The organism is Vibrio sp. 2033 (genome assembly GCF_033339735.1).
The window spans coordinates 167552-184015 of sequence record NZ_JAWOVC010000004.1 but is presented as its reverse complement, the minus strand read 5'-3'; the positions used below and the strand labels follow the sequence as shown (position 1 = coordinate 184015).

Annotated in this window: 17 protein-coding genes and 1 tRNA gene; 11 read left to right on the top strand and 7 right to left on the bottom strand. The window is 43.5% G+C overall.

The features are described 5' to 3' along the window. Positions 1 to 84: 84 nt before the first annotated feature. Positions 85 to 1305 carry a multifunctional CCA addition/repair protein gene (locus R7P74_RS08395; RefSeq protein WP_154204852.1) on the top strand — a complete coding sequence of 407 codons (1221 nt, stop codon included), beginning with the start codon at positions 85 to 87 and terminating at the stop codon, positions 1303 to 1305. A 52-nt stretch (positions 1306 to 1357) separates the two neighbouring features. On the opposite strand, the gene R7P74_RS08390 is transcribed toward R7P74_RS08395, so the two are convergent. The 3 genes from R7P74_RS08390 to folB are packed head-to-tail and all read right to left on the bottom strand — an operon-like array spanning position 1358 to position 3014. Further along, positions 1358 to 2161, bottom strand: a complete 804-nt coding sequence (locus tag R7P74_RS08390; protein WP_167415005.1) for an undecaprenyl-diphosphate phosphatase — start codon at positions 2159 to 2161, stop codon at positions 1358 to 1360. Positions 2162 to 2175: 14 nt separating this feature from the next. Then, positions 2176 to 2658, bottom strand: a complete 483-nt coding sequence (gene folK / locus R7P74_RS08385; RefSeq protein WP_005387457.1) for a 2-amino-4-hydroxy-6-hydroxymethyldihydropteridine diphosphokinase — start codon at positions 2656 to 2658, stop codon at positions 2176 to 2178. Next, positions 2655 to 3014, bottom strand: coding sequence for a bifunctional dihydroneopterin aldolase/7,8-dihydroneopterin epimerase (gene folB / locus R7P74_RS08380; RefSeq protein WP_005387458.1), 360 nt, complete (start codon positions 3012 to 3014; stop codon positions 2655 to 2657). Before folB ends, folK begins: the two co-directional genes overlap by 4 nt. Before the next feature lie 250 nt (positions 3015 to 3264). Here folB and plsY point away from each other — a divergent pair, with 250 nt between their 5' ends. Continuing rightward, positions 3265 to 3876: a glycerol-3-phosphate 1-O-acyltransferase PlsY gene (gene plsY / locus R7P74_RS08375; RefSeq protein ID WP_005379857.1), complete on the top strand. Its 612-nt coding sequence runs from the start codon at positions 3265 to 3267 to the stop codon at positions 3874 to 3876. A 34-nt stretch (positions 3877 to 3910) separates the two neighbouring features. Here the strand turns inward: plsY and R7P74_RS08370 are convergent, their stop codons facing one another. Next, positions 3911 to 4726 carry an alpha/beta fold hydrolase gene (locus R7P74_RS08370; RefSeq protein ID WP_171344386.1) on the bottom strand — a complete coding sequence of 272 codons (816 nt, stop codon included), beginning with the start codon at positions 4724 to 4726 and terminating at the stop codon, positions 3911 to 3913. Between the two features lie 176 nt (positions 4727 to 4902). After that, positions 4903 to 5919, bottom strand: coding sequence for a tRNA (adenosine(37)-N6)-threonylcarbamoyltransferase complex transferase subunit TsaD (gene tsaD, locus R7P74_RS08365; protein ID WP_318122811.1), 1017 nt, complete (start codon positions 5917 to 5919; stop codon positions 4903 to 4905). A 230-nt stretch (positions 5920 to 6149) separates the two neighbouring features. Between tsaD and rpsU the strand changes: the two genes are divergently transcribed. The 8 genes from rpsU to R7P74_RS08325 all read left to right on the top strand — a co-directional run bounded on the left by rpsU (position 6150) and on the right by R7P74_RS08325 (position 13392). Then, the gene (rpsU, locus tag R7P74_RS08360) at positions 6150 to 6365 is read left to right on the top strand and encodes a 30S ribosomal protein S21 (protein WP_001145625.1); all 216 of its coding nucleotides are present in this window, start codon (positions 6150 to 6152) and stop codon (positions 6363 to 6365) included. A gap of 27 nt (positions 6366 to 6392) precedes the next feature. After that, a complete protein-coding gene (locus R7P74_RS08355) occupies positions 6393 to 6836 on the top strand; it encodes a GatB/YqeY domain-containing protein (protein ID WP_005379720.1) in 444 nt (147 codons plus the stop codon). 149 nt (positions 6837 to 6985) lie between these two features. Beyond that, positions 6986 to 8752: a DNA primase gene (gene dnaG / locus R7P74_RS08350; RefSeq protein WP_005379719.1), complete on the top strand. Its 1767-nt coding sequence runs from the start codon at positions 6986 to 6988 to the stop codon at positions 8750 to 8752. 99 nt (positions 8753 to 8851) lie between these two features. Then, entirely contained in the window at positions 8852 to 10714 is a 1863-nt protein-coding gene (rpoD, locus tag R7P74_RS08345; protein WP_005395986.1) for an RNA polymerase sigma factor RpoD, read from the top strand. Between the two features lie 155 nt (positions 10715 to 10869). Then, a tRNA-Ile gene (locus R7P74_RS08340) sits at positions 10870 to 10945 on the top strand. Between the two features lie 334 nt (positions 10946 to 11279). Beyond that, on the top strand, positions 11280 to 11615 hold the full coding sequence (locus R7P74_RS08335; protein WP_025500616.1) for a helix-turn-helix domain-containing protein: 336 nt from the start codon (positions 11280 to 11282) through the stop codon (positions 11613 to 11615). A 786-nt stretch (positions 11616 to 12401) separates the two neighbouring features. After that, positions 12402 to 12938: a type II toxin-antitoxin system MqsA family antitoxin gene (locus R7P74_RS08330; protein ID WP_025500614.1), complete on the top strand. Its 537-nt coding sequence runs from the start codon at positions 12402 to 12404 to the stop codon at positions 12936 to 12938. Continuing rightward, entirely contained in the window at positions 12928 to 13392 is a 465-nt protein-coding gene (locus tag R7P74_RS08325; protein ID WP_025500613.1) for a hypothetical protein, read from the top strand. Before R7P74_RS08330 ends, R7P74_RS08325 begins: the two co-directional genes overlap by 11 nt. A gap of 398 nt (positions 13393 to 13790) precedes the next feature. Here the strand turns inward: R7P74_RS08325 and R7P74_RS08320 are convergent, their stop codons facing one another. Then, positions 13791 to 14606 carry a restriction endonuclease gene (locus R7P74_RS08320; RefSeq protein ID WP_005480548.1) on the bottom strand — a complete coding sequence of 272 codons (816 nt, stop codon included), beginning with the start codon at positions 14604 to 14606 and terminating at the stop codon, positions 13791 to 13793. A gap of 210 nt (positions 14607 to 14816) precedes the next feature. Continuing rightward, positions 14817 to 14981 carry a helix-turn-helix transcriptional regulator gene (locus R7P74_RS08315; protein WP_025591867.1) on the bottom strand — a complete coding sequence of 55 codons (165 nt, stop codon included), beginning with the start codon at positions 14979 to 14981 and terminating at the stop codon, positions 14817 to 14819. 100 nt (positions 14982 to 15081) lie between these two features. On the opposite strand from R7P74_RS08315, the gene R7P74_RS08310 reads away from it, so the two are divergent. Further along, a complete protein-coding gene (locus R7P74_RS08310; RefSeq protein ID WP_253652036.1) occupies positions 15082 to 16239 on the top strand; it encodes a MarR family transcriptional regulator in 1158 nt (385 codons plus the stop codon). Positions 16240 to 16464: the final 225 nt, after the last annotated feature.

The following is a 16464-nucleotide window of genomic DNA, read 5'->3' as shown; positions in this document are numbered from 1 at the left end:
GCCGCATCTACTCTCGGGAGTAAAGAAAAGTACCATTGCTTGCTACAATGTCCAACGGCATATCCATAAATTAAGAGGTAATTCGTGCAAGTTTATTTAGTAGGTGGCGCAGTTCGAGATAAATTGCTCGGAATTGATAATTATGACAATGATTGGGTGGTCGTAGGCGCGACGCCTGAGATGATGTTGTCCCAAGGGTACACCGCCGTTGGTAAAGACTTTCCTGTATTTCTGCATCCCAAAAGTAAAGAAGAACATGCCCTTGCACGAACAGAGAGAAAGTCAGGTTCTGGTTACACTGGTTTTGAATGTTTCTTCGATCAAAACGTCACCTTAGAAGAAGATTTGATACGTCGTGATTTAACCATTAACGCGATGGCAATGGAGAGTGATGGCACGATCCATGACCCATATGGTGGCCAGCAAGATCTCAACGATAAACTGCTACGCCATGTATCAGACGCCTTTATTGAAGACCCTCTACGCGTTTTACGTGTCGCTCGCTTCGCTGCAAAGCTTGCTGATCTAAACTTTACGGTTGCCGACGAAACTATGCGGTTAATGCGTCACATGGCAGAGTCCGGAGAGCTGAGCACACTGACTCCCGAGCGTGTTTGGCAAGAATGGCATAAATCTCTCTCTACTCCTCGCCCTGATATTTTCTTATCGGTTCTACGAGACTGTGGTGCATTAACCGTGGTGTTACCTGAAATTGATGCACTATTTGGCGTACCTCAACCTGAGAAGTGGCATCCAGAAATCGATACTGGCATCCATACTTTGATGGTGGCAGAGCAAGCCGCAAAATTGAGTAACTCACTCCCCGTCAGGTTTGCCGCCCAAGTGCATGACTTGGGTAAAGGCGTGACGCCAGAGAGCGAATGGCCAAGCCACAAAATGCATTGCCATACAGGATTAAAACTGATCAAAAAGCTGTGCGAACGTGTCCGGGTACCAAATGAGTTTCGTGATTTAGCCTTGATGGTGTGCGAACAGCATTCCAATATTCATCGCGCGGCTGAACTTAAACCACAAACCATAATTAAAATACTCAATAAGCTTGATGTGTGGCGTAAGTCCGAACGTCTGCAAGATATCTTGCTTTGCTGTCAAGCGGATCATGCTGGTCGTAAAGGACTGGAAACGCAACCATATCCACAGGCGGATATTTTTAGGCAAGCCTACCAAGCAGCAGCGGCAGTTGACGTTCAAATCATAATCAAAGAGGGCTTTAAAGGCCCTGCGATTCGTGACGAGCAAGAAAAACGACGTATTGAAGCAGTGAAAGCAGCACTTAAGAAGTAACGAACAAACAAAAACGCCCGCGGATTTCGCGGGCGTTTTTCGTTAGCATCAATTATGAACTTAATAGAAAAGCGAACAAACCGATGCCCAAAATCAGACGGTAAATCACAAACGGTGTCATGCCCATGCGTGAAATCATCTTCAAGAAGAAGTGTATACAGATGTACGCACTGATAAACGATGTGATAATGCCAGTCAGTAAGAAACCAACATGGACAGGTTCACCACTGGTCACTAACTTCATACCTAAGTAGCTACCAGCTAATGTAATGATTGGGATCGACATTAAAAATGAAAAGCGGGCAGCCGCTTCTCGAGTAAAGCCAAGGTAAAGCGCTGCTGTAATGGTCGCCCCTGAACGTGAAGTTCCAGGAATCATCGCTAAGGCTTGGGCAATACCGATAAATACAGCTTTCTTCCAACCCGTTTGGTATTCATCGGCAACGAGTTCAGCGTTTTTGTCTACCCACCATAGCAACAAGCCAAATACGATCGTGGTAGTCGCGATGACGTAAGCGCTACGTAGATACACTTCAATGATGTCTTTCATCAATAGGCCGAACACACAAGCTGGAATCGTCGCAATCACGATCATCCAAGCCAATTTAGCTTCTTTACTGCGATCTCCTTTAAAGATCGAAGCAAATAACGCTTGAAACAAAGTGATTACTTCATGACGAAAATAGATCACGACAGCCATTAATGTACCGACGTGAACAGCAACATCAAAGGCTAGACCTTGGTCTTCCCATCCTAAAATAGCGGAAGGCAGGATCAAATGGGCAGAGCTTGAGATAGGCAAAAACTCTGTCAGCCCCTGAATCAGAGCCAAAATAAAGGCTTCAAAATAACTCATGTAAACAACTCAAATTAAAAATGAAAGGAAACGGGTTTGAGCGAATCGACTGGCTGCATAGCATGCCAAATGTCTGCGACTGTGCGTCCATCGCCTGGGATCACTAATTGCGGTTCGAGATCATACAGCGGCTTTGTGACAAAAGGATATTTGTAGATATCACTGCGAGGTAGCTCAGGTTTTTTCTTGGAGACGCGCTCACCGAACAACACTATATCGAGATCCAGTGTTCGATCCTGATACTTTTGCGCGTTTTCTTCGCGTCCCCACTTAAATTCAATCTCGCGTAGTTGATGGCTCAACTCTTCTAATGACAACTCGGTACGCATTGCAACGACAAAGTTGTAGAAATTCTTGCTGCTAAAACCAATAGGTTCGCATTCATATATCGGTGATACGAGGAGATTTTCTCCAAGCCGTTGCAGCTCCTGATACGCAGCAAGCACATGTTGCTCTCTTTCTACGTTCGTCCCAACACCGATATAAGTGGTGATCATGCTCGGCCTCGCTCAATCACCACACCAACAGCACGTGCTTGCGGTACGGCGCCAGGCTTCGCTAGGCGGATTTTCACCCAAGGCACAGAGAAACGCTGCATGATAAGCTCTGCTACTTCTTCAGCCACGCGCTCGACCAGTAAGAAACGACCATTTTCAATGTGGTTAAGTACCGCCTCACTCACCTGCGAATAATCCAGTGCATCTTGCACATCATCACTTTTGCCCGCAGGTTTATTATCGTGTGCCATTTCAATATCTAGAACCAACTTTTGTTTGATTTGTTGTTCCCAGTCGTACACGCCAATTGTGGTGATTACTTCTAACTGTTCAATAAAAACTTTATCCAGAGCCATCTTATGTCCTTCTGTTACAGAGGTCGGATACCCGTGAGGGGTAATTTGATCGTAGTATTCTATACCTAAGTAACATTTACTTTGGTCATCACAATGTTACTTAGGTATAAACTGCGAAAGCATCTTTATATACAAGAAATCACATAATGCAAGCTCTATCACAGTGAGGATTTCTGCATTATGTAAATTCGGGGTATGATAGCAACTACGCGGGAACCGAGCATTAAATTCCAATCCATCAAGGACTTCTATGGACGCACTGGCACTGATAATGACAATGGCCGCCTATTTATTAGGTTCGGTTTCCAGTGCGGTTTTGATCTGTCGACTCTTAAAACTGCCAGACCCACGCAGTGTGGGATCTAACAATCCTGGAGCAACGAACGTATTGCGTATTGGCGGACGAGGAGCCGCTGTTTCAGTCTTGTTGTGCGATATGCTCAAAGGCACTATCCCCGTGTGGGGCGGATACTTTCTTGGTATCGACCCTATCATTCTTGGTGTCATCGCCATTGCTGCCTGTCTTGGCCACATGTACCCCATCTTTTTCCACTTTAAAGGCGGAAAAGGTGTCGCAACCGCGCTTGGCGCTATCGCTCCGATTGGTTTGGACTTAACAGGATTGGTAATGTTAACTTGGCTGTCAGTAGCCGCGCTATTCCGCTATTCATCCTTAGCGGCTCTCGTCACGGTTTTGGTCACTCCGTTTTATACTTGGATGTTTAAACCGCAATACACGTTACCTGTTGCTATGCTGTGCTGCTTAATCGTATTTAAGCATCATCAAAATATTCGTCGGCTTTTGTCTGGCGACGAGCCAAAAATCGGCGAGAAAAAACTGACACAAAAAAACTCGGCTTAATGCCGAGTTTTTCGTTTAAAGAAGGATGTATTGGTTACGCATGAACTCGATTCAGGAAGTTCAACAACATCTGGTTGACGAACTCCGGCTGTTCTAAACAACTGATGTGTCCCGCTTGCGGAATTTCTACCAACTCACTGCCTGTGATACAGTCTTTCATTAAATAAGATTCAAAAACTGGACGGGGTTTATCTTCACAGCCCACTGCAATTAACGTCGGCAGAGCAAATTTTTCCGAATCCTCAATCACATCACGGCGACCAAACACCATGCGCCCTATGCGAGCTACTTCCACCGCACGCTCACCGTTCAGCTCTTCTAAACTGCGTTTGAATGCAGCGACCAACTCAGGATTCACCTGCTCAGCGTTATCAGCAAAAAACAATGGCACAACGGCTTCAATAATTGGCGCAGGCACTGCTTGGACTTGGCTGATGGTATCAAGCATTGCAAAATACTTCTTATACGTAACTTCTGGCTCCCAGCCAATGAAGGTATCCATCAATACCAGTGACTTAACACGTTGCGGCGCTTGAGCCGTTAGCTCTGCTCCCCACATGCCGCCAACAGATAAGCCCACTATCGAGAACTCTTCGATATCTAAATGATCCATCAATGCCAACATATGTTGTGCATAGTCGGCCAATGACTGTGTCGATGCAGGTGCAGCGTCCGATTCACCATGTGCCCAAAGATCTGGCACAATACAACGGAATGACTGGCTTAAAACCTCAACTTGTGGCGCCCACATTTGGCGATCCCAAAGGTAACTATGACCAAATAGAAGCACAGGGCCCTCACCTTTATCTAGATAAGCAAGTTGCTGACCTTCAATTTCAAACTTATTCATTGTTATATCCATTTCTTATTCTTCCACGTCATCCTAGCACTGAAACAATAGCGAACTGATCGCATCAGTCAGAATGTAAAACGAGGCGGTTCATTGAATAATTAAAAATAAAGGCCTCTGAGGAGCAGAGACCTTTATTACACAGAACCGGTTTCAAACTTACCGCATAAATTTGATTAAGCGACAGGTGTTAGTTGATCAATTGGCCAACGTGGACGAGCCTCTACTGACATATCAGCCACTTCGCCATTCTTCAAGCGCTGCATGCCTGCGTAAGCGATCATCGCACCGTTATCTGTACAGAACTCAGTACGTGGGTAGTAAACTTCGCCGCCAACTTTCTTCGCTAACTTCTCTAACTCAGCTCGCAAACGACGGTTAGCACTCACACCACCAGCAATAACAATGCGTTTCATGCCTGTTTGCTCAAGCGCGCGCTTACATTTAATAGCCAACGTAGCACACACAGCCTCTTCAAATGCCAATGCGATGTCCGCGCGGGTTTGCTCGTCATCACCGTTTGCAGCAATCGTGTTAGCCGTAAAGGTTTTTAGACCAGAGAAACTCATGTCCAAACCTGGCACATTCGTCATTGGGCGTGGGAACTTAAAGCGGCCCGGTGTACCTTTTTCCGCAAGTTTAGATAATAGTGGACCGCCTGGGTAATCCAAACCCATTAGCTTCGCTGTTTTATCAAACGCTTCGCCCGCCGCATCATCAATCGACTCACCTAGAATTTTGTACTCACCGATGCCTCTCACTTCCACCATCATAGAGTGGCCGCCCGATACTAATACCGCCACAAACGGGAACGGTGGAGGGTTATCTTCCAACATTGGGGCCAATAGGTGACCTTCCATATGATGAACAAGTACCGCTGGCACTCCCCAAGCATAAGCAATACTGCGACCGATAGTCGCACCCACTAATAGCGCCCCAACAAGACCAGGCCCCGCGGTATACGCGACACCATCGATGTCTTTTGAAGTTAAGTTCGCTTCTTTTAGTGCCTCTTTAATAAGAGGAATGGTTTTCTTTACGTGGTCACGTGAAGCCAACTCAGGCACCACACCGCCGTAATCTGCGTGCAGTTTTACTTGGCTGTATAGCTTGTGTGACAAGAGACCGTTTTCATCGTCATAAATTGCGATGCCAGTCTCGTCACAAGAGGTTTCAATACCAATAATGCGCATGGTTTTCTCAGTATGCTTTCTGTATAGAGGAAATTTGGGCGTCATATTACCTTGCCTTGGTGCTGCAAACAAATTTTGTACAGACAATAATCGACAAAAGGCTTTACAAAGTAGTTGTGATCGGATTAAAATTCCGCACCATTTTTGATCAAGCTGGTAAGAGACCTAACAATTGTGATTTGGTCTGTTGAATACCAGCGTTAACGAATAACCCCTGAGGTGAAAGGCATATGCCAGTAGTTAAAGTACGTGAAAACGAACCGTTCGACGTTGCTCTACGTCGTTTTAAGCGCTCTTGCGAAAAAGCAGGTATCCTTTCTGAAGTGCGTCGTCGTGAGCACTACGAAAAACCAACTACAGTTCGCAAACGCGCTAAAGCAGCAGCTCAAAAGCGTCACGCTAAGAAGCTAGCTCGCGAAAACGCTCGTCGCGTTCGCCTGTACTAATAACTGAGCTCCAAAAGGAATTTAGTTATGGCTCTGATTGATCAACTCAAAGAAGAGCAAAAATTAGCGATGAAAGCCAAGGACAAATTACGCCTTGGTACTATTCGTTTAGCCCTATCAGCAATCAAGCAACGTGAAGTTGACGAACAGATTACTCTGAACGATGACGACATTCTTGCAGTATTGACCAAGATGGTTAAACAACGTCGCGACTCTGTAGCGCAGTTTGAAGCAGCGGGTCGTCAAGATCTTGCTGATGCGGAACAAGCAGAAATTACCGTTCTTGAGGACTTTATGCCTCAACCACTGACAGACGAAGAAGTAGCGGCTCTCATCGAGAACGCGATTGCTGAATCTGGCGCAGCTGGCATGCAAGACATGGGCAAAGTAATGGGCGTTCTGAAACCGCAAATTCAAGGGCGTGCAGATATGGGTAAAGTAAGCGGTTTAGTTCGCGCTAAATTGGCTTAAGGTACCCCACCCAATTGCAGCAAGCCGTGCTATCCTTTGGAGCGCACGGCTTGTTTGTATCTGGATGGATGGAATGAAATCAATGGGCAATACGCTCATTCTTTTAAGGCATTCACTCCACTCATCATCTTCTTTTTTTGTTAGGTTTTATGGCTGGACACATCCCTCGCAGTTTTATCGATGACCTTCTAGCTCGACTTGATATTGTCGATATCATCGACGCACGTGTGAAACTTAAGAAAAAAGGCAAAAACTACGGCGCATGCTGCCCTTTCCACAACGAAAAGACACCCTCATTCAGTGTCAGTCAAGAAAAGCAGTTCTACCATTGTTTTGGTTGTGGCGCGCATGGAAATGCCATCGATTTTTTGATGGAATTCGACCGACTAGAATTCGTCGAAGCTATTGAAGAACTCGCTTCATACTTGGGTTTAGATGTTCCTCGCGAACAACGTAGCGGCGGTAATGGTTCGTTTCAGTCAGGCCCACAAGCAAGCAGCAGTGAAAAACGTAACCTATACGACTTAATGGGCAGCATTGCTCAATTTTATCGTAACCAACTCAAACAGCCAGCAAGTAAGGTGGCGATTGAGTATCTAAAAGATCGCGGCCTGTCTGGTGAAATCGTCCAGAAGTTTGGCATCGGCTATGTGGCTGATGAATGGGATTTAGTTCGTAAGAACTTTGGCCAGAATAAAGAAAACCAAGACATGCTCGTCACTGGCGGCATGTTGATTGAAAACGATAAAGGCAATCGCTACGACCGATTCCGTGGTCGAGTGATGTTTCCTATTCGAGACAGACGCGGCCGAGTAATAGGCTTTGGTGGTAGAGTATTAGGTGATGGGACACCAAAATATCTCAACTCACCCGAAACCCCGATATTTCATAAAGGTAAAGAGTTGTATGGCCTTTATGAAGTACTACAAGCGTACCGTGAGCCACCACAAATTTTAGTGGTTGAAGGCTATATGGATGTTGTCGCGCTTGCTCAATATGGCGTAGATTATTCCGTTGCCTCATTGGGAACCTCGACAACGGGCGATCACTTGCAAGTGTTATTCAGGCAAACAAGCACCGTCGTGTGTTGTTATGACGGTGACCGCGCAGGCCGTGAAGCCGCGTGGCGTGCCATGGAAAATGCATTGCCTTACCTAACGGATGGTCGCCAGTTAAAATTCATGTTTTTGCCGGATGGAGAAGATCCCGACTCTTATATCCGACAAAACGGAAAACAAGCATTTGAGCAGCAAGTGTCTAATGCGATGCCCTTGTCTGAATTCATGTTCAGCTCATTGACTCAGCAAGTCGATATGAGCACGAAAGAAGGCATGGCAAAACTGAGTACTCTTGCGGTTCCTCTCATTGATAAAGTCCCTGGCGGCACTTTAAGACTATACTTGAGAGAATTGCTTGGCCGCCGTTTGGGTTTGGTTGATGAACGCCAACTACAGCAGCTAATTTCAAAACAAGGTAAAGAGGATAAAAGGCCTCAACCTCATAAAGAAATCAAGCGAACGCCGATGCGAGAAGTGATCGCGTTACTGATTCAAAACCCACAATACGTAAGTATGGTGCCAGATCTAACTAGCGTTAGAGATTTGCCCATTCCTGGTCTAAGTTTATTTGTTGATGTACTTGATAAATGCCAAGCGCATCCCCATATCAACACAGGCCAATTATTAGAGCATTGGCGAAACAGCCAAAATGAGACCCTTCTGTCTCGTCTCGCGAGTTGGGACATTCCACTCGATGAGGACAACCAAGAAGAAATCTTTTTAGACTCACTGGATAAAATTATTGCCCAGTGCGTAGAAAAACAAATTGAAAACCTGCAGGCCAAAGCAAGAAGTGTCGGTTTATCAGCCGAAGAGAAAAGGGAGCTGCTAGCACTTATGCTAGATTTAAAAGCGTAACCCTGTTTAATTAGTCAGCAACGATTTAATTTGTTATAGTAAGTGGTTTGCATTTCGCATACTGATTCCTTCACCAGATTACGAAGTTGGATACCGTCTATGGATCACAATCCGCAGTCACAGCTAAAGTCACTTGTTATTAAAGGCAAGGAACAAGGCTATCTGACCTACGCCGAAGTAAATGACCACCTACCTGCTGAAATCGTAGATTCAGAACAGGTAGAAGACATCATTCAGATGATCAACGACATGGGCATTAAGGTAGTAGAAACTGCTCCTGATGCTGATGATTTAGCACTGAACGATGACACAAATATTACCGATGAAGATGCAGCCGAAGCTGCAGCCGCTGCACTTTCTAGCGTAGAGAGTGAGATTGGTCGTACAACAGACCCAGTACGTATGTACATGCGTGAGATGGGTACTGTCGAACTTCTAACTCGCGAAGGCGAAATCGACATCGCAAAACGTATTGAAGAAGGTATTAACCAAGTTCAATCGTCTGTTGCTGAATACCCAGGCACAATTCCGTACATTCTTGAGCAATTTGACAAAGTTCAAGCTGAAGAACTACGTCTTACAGACCTAATTTCAGGTTTTGTAGATCCAGATGCTGACGACACCGCTGCACCAACGGCAACACACATCGGTTCTGAACTGACTGAATCTCAGTTAGAAGAAGAAGACGATGAAGACGTTGATGACGACGAAGATAGCGATGACGATTCAGATGATTCTGAAGAAGATGTAGGTATCGATCCAGAATTAGCGCTAGAGAAATTCAACCAACTACGCAGCACCTATCAAAATCTTCAATTAGCAATCAACGAGTACGGCTATAACAGCCCGAAAGCAACCGTTGCTAATGAAATGATGCTAGACGTATTCCGCGAGTTTCGTCTAACGCCTAAACAGTTTGATCACCTAGTGAATGAACTGCGTACTGCTATGGATCGCGTTCGTACTCAAGAGCGTCTGATCATGAAGTCAGTGGTTGAATACGGCAAAATGCCGAAGAAATCATTCATCGCGCTGTTCACTGGTAATGAATCAAGTGAAGCTTGGCTGGATGAAGTTCTTGCTTCAGACAAGCCATACGCTGAAAAGATCAAACGTAACGAAGAAGAAATCCGTCGTTCAATCGCTAAGCTAAAAATGATTGAAGAAGAGACTTCTCTAAACGTACAGAACATTAAAGACATCAGCCGTCGTATGTCTATCGGTGAAGCAAAAGCTCGCCGTGCGAAGAAAGAGATGGTTGAAGCGAACTTGCGTCTTGTAATTTCTATCGCGAAGAAATACACCAACCGTGGCCTACAGTTCTTGGATCTGATCCAGGAAGGTAACATCGGTCTGATGAAAGCGGTAGATAAGTTCGAATATCGTCGTGGTTACAAGTTCTCGACTTACGCAACGTGGTGGATCCGTCAGGCAATCACTCGTTCAATCGCGGACCAAGCACGTACGATCCGTATCCCGGTACACATGATCGAAACGATCAACAAGCTAAACCGTATTTCTCGTCAAATGTTGCAAGAGATGGGTCGCGAGCCACTACCGGAAGAACTGGCAGAGCGCATGCAAATGCCAGAAGACAAGATTCGTAAAGTTCTAAAAATCGCTAAAGAGCCTATCTCAATGGAGACACCAATCGGTGACGACGAAGATTCGCATCTAGGTGATTTTATCGAAGATACAACGCTAGAACTTCCGCTAGATTCTGCAACTGCAACTAGCCTTAAGGTGGCAACAAAAGACGTGCTTGCAGGTCTAACGCCACGTGAAGCGAAAGTACTTCGTATGCGCTTTGGTATCGACATGAACACTGACCATACTCTAGAAGAAGTTGGTAAGCAGTTCGACGTTACTCGTGAGCGTATCCGTCAGATCGAAGCAAAAGCACTACGTAAACTTCGTCACCCAAGCCGCTCAGAGACTCTGCGCAGCTTCCTAGACGAATAATCGCAGCGCATACAAGCTTTTAGAAATCAAAAAAGGTGACTTTAGGTCACCTTTTTTATTATCTACTGTTCTAAGTGGATAAAAACTAAGCGCAATTGCCCTAGTTGGTATCTAGACACCTTGCAACGCTTCCCCTATAATCGTTGTCCTATTAAGGCCCCTTAGCTCAGTGGTTAGAGCAGTCGACTCATAATCGATTGGTCCCCAGTTCAAGTCTGGGAGGGGCCACCAAATTCCAGAAGGTTAGTAAGCGTAGTGTTTACTAACCTTTTTTTGTACCTGACGATTTTGGGTCAGGTAATGGGTCAGGTAAGCCCCGATCACGCACTCTTCTCTGTCTTCTTCCAATACTAATCTGAATACTACGCTGTTGCCAAATATCCCTTCTGGCTGATGAATATCTTTCATAGAGAACAAAGAGAGGTATTAAACTCGCAAACCAACCATGAGTGACTTAAATTGCACTTATAGATAATTTCTTATACAGTCACTACAAAAGTAACTTATAGTGAACTTATATATTAAGACGAACCCAATAGTGACAAAAGTACATTAAAAGGCACTTATGAAAAAAGGTAAGATGGTAAAGGCACAACCTATGCCTGATTTGAATACCGAGTTCAGTATGGAAACACTGGGGAGCGCCATTCGCTCAAAGCGCACCGATAGAGGCTGGCGTATTGATGATCTCGCTTCAAAAGCCAACTTATCTCGTAGAACCGTCATGAAGGTAGAAAAAGGCGATACCAGTGTCACCTTTGCCAATGTACTCGTCCTCATGGACATCTTAGGACTATCGCTACGCCTTATCGATTTAAACATATTTGTTCGTCCACACAGCCAGATAACCTCCCAAGCTGAAAACAGCGTGAGAAGCAATGAGGACGGTTGGTATGAGTAAGTTACAACAGTTAGACGTGTTTATCGGTACGAATACCAAAATTGGTCGTTTGATTCTTCCTGCAATGAAGATAATGAATTCTAATTTACGTGTGAAGATGATTGGATTCTAAACAGAGAGTGAGTATCTGCTCGAAGCCACGATTGGAGACCTTGGTGTAAAAATTGAAGATGTACTGAAAATTTAAAGGATAGTGAGACTTGAGGAACAAGGTTAATCGACCAGTATTGTAAGGTTCTGTTCATTGCCATATGCGCTTCACACCATGTAATATAGAGCACAAATCAACGCATTTTTGGATTCTGAAATGCGAACATCATAAAAAACAACTGGAAAAACTTACCATAATGGTAAATAATCAACTCAACGTTAGTGCTTTTGAACAGGAACCACCTACTGCCACAACAGATAAACGTATCCATATCGATGGACCATTGTATATGGTAGACGACGTTCTAAAAATTCTCGAATCTGAGGGAAATACGACTATCCCTTGGACACGCAAGTGTATACACAATATAGAATCACTTGCACTTGATACTGACGATATCCAAAATTTATTAAGACAAGCCATAACCCAAGGCCAATACGTGAATTCTGAGTGGTGCGTTCAAAAGCCAACTGGACCTTGGGCAGCATGTGATAGCTACCGCTTACAAAGAGAGGAATGGCGAGAGCATGCATATAAGTATATGAGCTGTAATTATTATGTAAAATTTGCGATTGGTAAGACAGGTAAAATTCTATTACTTGTGTCATGCCACGTCTCGCAATAAGGATTGAGCAATGACAACTAAAATTTGTCCGATCTGCGAACAAGGCCACTTGAGTACCCAAGAAGAAATTATCCATGTTGAACATATGGGACAGCATGGTTCAATTTCTAGTCAATTTTCAACTTGTGATGTATGTGGAAGTGAACAAGCAACCCCTGCAAATGCTCGTTTTAATAAACGTGCAATGATTGCTTTCAAAAAGCAAGTTCAAGGCCTTTTGACAGGCGTTGAAGTGCGCGAACTTCGTAAGGGTTGGGGTCTCAGCCAAGAGGATGCTGCAAAAATATTTGGTGGCGGCCCTGTGGCATTTTCAAAATACGAGTCTGATGATGTAATACAGTCCGAAGCTATGGATAGGCTCATCAGGGTAGCTCGCGATGTTCCAGCCTCTCTCGATAAGCTGATGGCAAATGCAGGCGTTAAGCGTCAAATAGCTACCGACTGGACGACTGTAGCAATAGTAAATTTCCACGATAAATTAAATATCAAGCGAACTCATGTAGTGCGTCAACATGAGTTTGGTTTAGAGGCAAATTATGGCTACTAAAAATAGTAACCACTTACAGAAAGCCATTGAAAATCTGGTTATTGAAGATGTGTATCAGAAAAGTACAAGAGCATTCTGTGCAGACGATTTTGATACTAAATCATATAGTGAAATTGAACACCTTCACATCCAACAGATGCACGTTGTACACAAGAGCGAAACGATTCAGATTGAAGATGATGGTGAATTACTTCGTGTATTCGTGCGACTTGGCACACGATGGATCGTTCCATCAGAAGATGCTGAGAAACCAGATATAAAAGCTGCTATTGAAAGTGATTTTATAGCAGAATACAGAATAAAATCTCCTTTAGAACAAGAATGTATCGATGAGTTTTCATTGAAAAACGCTAGCTACCATGTTTGGCCATACTGGCGAGAATATTTAAGTTCCCAATGTGAGCGCATGAGATTACCAAGAGTTGTCCTTCCTACCGTACAGTTCACTAAATAACTAAGCCAAACCAGTGCTAACTGCACTGGTTTTTAGCCGCTAGATCGATTTCCCCCCAAAGCCACTTACGGACATAAAAACATCCTATTGCCACATAAAGTAAGCGGTATTTAGGCGAACTATATTTATCTAAGCATTCTATTTTACTAGAAACCAATAAAGGGGTAGGCGTTTCAGAATAGAATTGTTATTAATATATTTACCATCAGAGGGTTCAGAACTAAGAGAGCTTTTTTATCTATCAATGAAATGAGCAAACTTTAGTTTTTTTGATGATTTGAGCGAGAACAGTGTTCTCACAGTAGCATTCTTCTCTGCCAGCCAGACTCAATAGGTTAACTTTTATGTTATGAGAACACCCTTCTATACGGTTAAACTGCTTGAACCCTCACTCATATTCAACAGTCGCAAGTGTAGCGACACTTAGGATACGCAGAGCAACCATAGAAACTTTTACCCGCATTACGACCTTTTTTAGCAACACGAATCACAAGGTTAGACTGGCAGTTTGGGCAAACCTTGGAATGAGGCTCGGGTGCAGGCTCACCAATGACTGGCTTATTCATAAAGCTGCGTCCATCTTCAATCATGTGGACTAGCTCGCTACCATTAACCAACCACATGCGCTTCTCTTGAGCAAAGGCGATGGCTTCAGAAGTAAAATCTCCCGATGTTACGATGATCATTTTGCTAGCACGATTGTCGATCATCACACCATACATTTCTCTTAAGACTTGAACTCCGACTTTTCTAGCTTTCCAGTGCTTACATTGTACAAGACTCAACTCACCGTCTTTAGTTAACCAAATATCTACCCCACCATCGGCCTGCTTTGAGAAAGATTGTTTAACGTCGTAGCCTTGCTGCTTAAAGTACTCGCCAATGTAGCTTTCAAATTCAATCCAACTGAGGGAATTAAGCGGAGTCGTGTTTTTGTGTGCTCTGATTTGAGACGTCGTCGCAAGATAATTATGCTTTCGCTGATACTGCTTAAAGAATGCAATGGGAGCAGGAATTAAAAACAAAAAAGCAAAATACGGTGCCATTTGCGGAAGATTCGGCCCAATGGCATTGAAGATGAAGTTATCACTGCGAGCCGCTAAACCTGGCAATAGGAAAGATAAACCAACATAAATGCCTGCTGAGAACAAGATACTCACCCACCACGGCGCATCCATCAAATGCCAAATAATTCCATCATTTTTCCGAGCCATAACTCCTCCCAATAAGCATCAAAATGCATTAAAGCACAATTGCCAGACCTAATACATAGAGTTAAATCATGTATTTAGTGGGAGAACAAACAGCTAGAACATTGTTCTAGCAAGAGCATTTTTATTCGTGTTATTAATCATGTAAACAATGACTTACTTTATATTTACGAAGGTTAAGCGAGAACACTGTTCTCGCAGTAACAAGTGCATCTATTTTTGTTCTTCTAGCCATCGCTCAATATCTTTTCTCTGCCACCCAACAACTCTAGAACTAAGCGTAACAACGGGTGGTATTTTTCCATCTCGACGCCAGCGCCACAAAGTACTTACGCTTACCCCGATCTCTTTCGCTAACTGCTCTTGTCTTACAAACATTTTATTACCTTTATTTCTCTATTATTTAGTCGCATCTTAGATTCTCATCGCCCAACTCATAATATAGAATAAGCAACAAACCATGTTGACATGATAACGAATGGACTTAGATCAAAAGCGCAATGCATTGAGAGTACAGCTAGAAACAGCAATTAATGACTTAAAAAAACAGGCCGAATATCGAGGTTGTAAAATTGCTCAGCGACGTCGTTCTGGGTATTTATACGCTGTTGATGCCGCTCGGAACATTGTTCTGGAAACGTGGTTTACCAAGTTACTCAGACAACATGGAACCATACTCAAAAAGTACAGCAGTTCTAATGCTATCCATCTTGCCGAGATCATCGAAAGTTATGGTGGATTAAATAAAACAATTAAACTTATTGAAACGGTGCTAGCTTTACGTGGATTCGGTCTTCATACTCAACAACGTATCGATTATATGGATCAAGTACTGTGGGGGTTAAAAGATTTACGTTCACTCACGCCACAGCACCAAGAAGAAGCGATACGCTGGAACAGTGTTCTACCTTACTGCGCACTATGCTGGCGTCTACGCAGCCGATCTCACTACTACTGCGAAAAACACCATCCCATTAAGTCCACTAAACTTTATAAACAGCAAAAATACGCAGTTATCACTGCATTGAAACACCTGCCCAACCAGAACAGCACTGCTTACGAAAAGTATCTTGCACAGCCTAACAAACAGAAAAAGTTAGGACGACAACTGTATGATCTGGTCAGCGGCTATGCGCCGCATCCACGAGTATTTCTACGTCACTGTAAAGATAGCGCTATGTCAGGGGACTGGATCACACTATCAAAGAACATTGTTCAGACATGTAAAGTAAACTACCCAGCGAGCTATAAAAAAATAAATCAGATCAAGTCAGATGATTTTGGTCAATGGTCATCATGGTGTATCGCGATAGTGAGATGTTTAGATTCTAAAGAACCAAACGCGTGGAGTGATAAAGAGTGCCTAACGCTTTTCAATGAGTTGAATACTTGGACCACACTGATTGGGATCTTGCATCGCTTCGAATGTGTAGAACGAATCAATAGCATTGAAACTAAGCGTGGCCCAGACGTTGGATATGGAGCCAATCTAGAACAACACCAGTTGATCAAAGAGCTGTTAAAACAACAACTAGCAACGAATAGCAAAACTAACTTAAGTGATATCGCCAGAACGCTTGGGCTTAGCAGACAACGCATACACCAGATCATTAAAAAACATCAATTGCTCTCCTAAGCAGCAAAGTAACTGTTCAAAAAACAATCAAATTTATTTTACATTTTTAATTATTAAATCAAATAAAAATCATAAATATAATTACGAATAATTTAATTATTAAATTTAGCCAAGATAATTATGGCAATAAAATAGTTTTTACTTGTTGACTTTTTCATGTTATAACTATTATAACTGTTATAATTATTATAAATTTATAATTCTAATATAACGTTAATCTATTAA